Origin of the sequence: Lentzea alba, from assembly GCF_047445655.1 — a bacterium.
Taxonomy (GTDB): domain Bacteria; phylum Actinomycetota; class Actinomycetes; order Mycobacteriales; family Pseudonocardiaceae; genus Lentzea; species Lentzea alba_A.
The window spans coordinates 1-1,409 of sequence record NZ_JAJAEG010000096.1; the positions used below are offsets into that span (position 1 = coordinate 1).

Here is a 1,409-nt window from a genome sequence, read left to right on the forward strand (position 1 = left end):
CAACTGGATCGGCACGATGTGGAAGGGCCAGCTGACGTTCGAGACGCCGATGCTCTTCTCGATCGGCTTCATCGTCACGTTCCTCTTCGGTGGTCTCTCCGGCATCCTGCTGGCCGCGCCCGCGATCGACTTCCACGTGTCGGACACGTACTTCGTCGTCGCGCACTTCCACTACGTGCTCTACGGCACGATCGTGTTCGCGACCTTCGCCGGCATCTACTTCTGGTTCCCGAAGATCACCGGCCGGTTCCTCGACGAGCCGCTCGGCAAGCTGCACTTCTGGACGACGTTCATCGGCTTCCACGCGACGTTCCTCGTCCAGCACTGGCTGGGCAACGAGGGCATGCCGCGCCGGTACGCCGACTACCTCGCGTCCGACGGCTTCACGACGCTGAACATGATCTCGACGATCGGTGCCTACATCCTGGGCGCGTCGACGCTGCCGTTCATCTGGAACATCTTCAAGTCGTACCGCTTCGGCGAGGTCGTCACGGCGGACGACCCGTGGGGCTACGGCAACTCGCTCGAGTGGGCGACGTCGTCCCCGCCGCCGCGGCACAACTTCACCGAGCTGCCCCGGATCCGTTCGGAGCGCCCGGCGTTCGAGCTGCACTACCCGCACATGATCGAGCGGATTCGCCACGAGGGTCACGTGACCTTCACCGGCAAGGCGATCTCGCACAAGGACGCCAAGGCGGCTCCGTCGGAGCTCGCCGCCGCGGCCATCAAGTCGGGTACGGCCTCCGAAAAGGACGACCCGAACCACGACAAGTAACCTGCGAGTAACAGGTTCAACGACGAGCCCCGGCTGCCTCACGCGGTCGGGGCTCTTCGCGTCTATCGAGGAGACGACGACGTGAAAACGCCCGTGCTCATCACCGTGACCGGCCCCGACAAGCCCGGTGTCTCCTCCGTGCTCTTCGCCGTGCTGACCAGGCACGGCGTCGAGGTGCTGGACGTGGAGCAGGTCGTCATCCGGGGCCGGCTGGTGCTCGGCGCGCTCGTGTCGACCGATCACGACCCGGAAGGGCTGCAGGAGTCGGTCGAGCAGGCCATGGCCACCGTCTCGATGCACGTGGAGATCGAGATCGGCGCGGACTCGAAGCGGACCGCGCGCCTGGAGTCGTCGCACGTGCTGATCGTGCTGGGCCGCCCGGTGACGGCGAAGGCGTTCACCGAGGTCGCCCGCCGGCTCGCGTCGCTCGGCGTGAACATCGACGCGATCCGCGGAGTCGCCGACTACCCCGTCACCGGCCTTGAGCTGCGGGTCTCGGTCGCTGACGACACGCTGGAGAACGACGCGGAGCTGCGGTCGGCGCTGGCGGACGTGTCGGTGCGGGTGGGCCTGGACATCGCGGTCGAGCGGGCCGGCCTGACGCGGCGGGCCAAGCGCCTGGTCGTGTTCGACG

2 protein-coding genes are annotated in these 1,409 nt (G+C 67.3%); both read left to right on the plus strand.

All coding sequences use genetic code 11. From position 1 onward, the window contains the following. The coding region (locus tag LFM09_RS50025) for a cytochrome c oxidase subunit I (RefSeq protein ID WP_414103722.1) at positions 1-775 on the plus strand (775 nt) is incomplete at its 5' end. An 81-nt stretch (positions 776-856) separates the two neighbouring features. Beyond that, the coding region (locus tag LFM09_RS50030; RefSeq protein WP_414103723.1) for an ACT domain-containing protein at positions 857-1,409 on the plus strand (553 nt) is incomplete at its 3' end.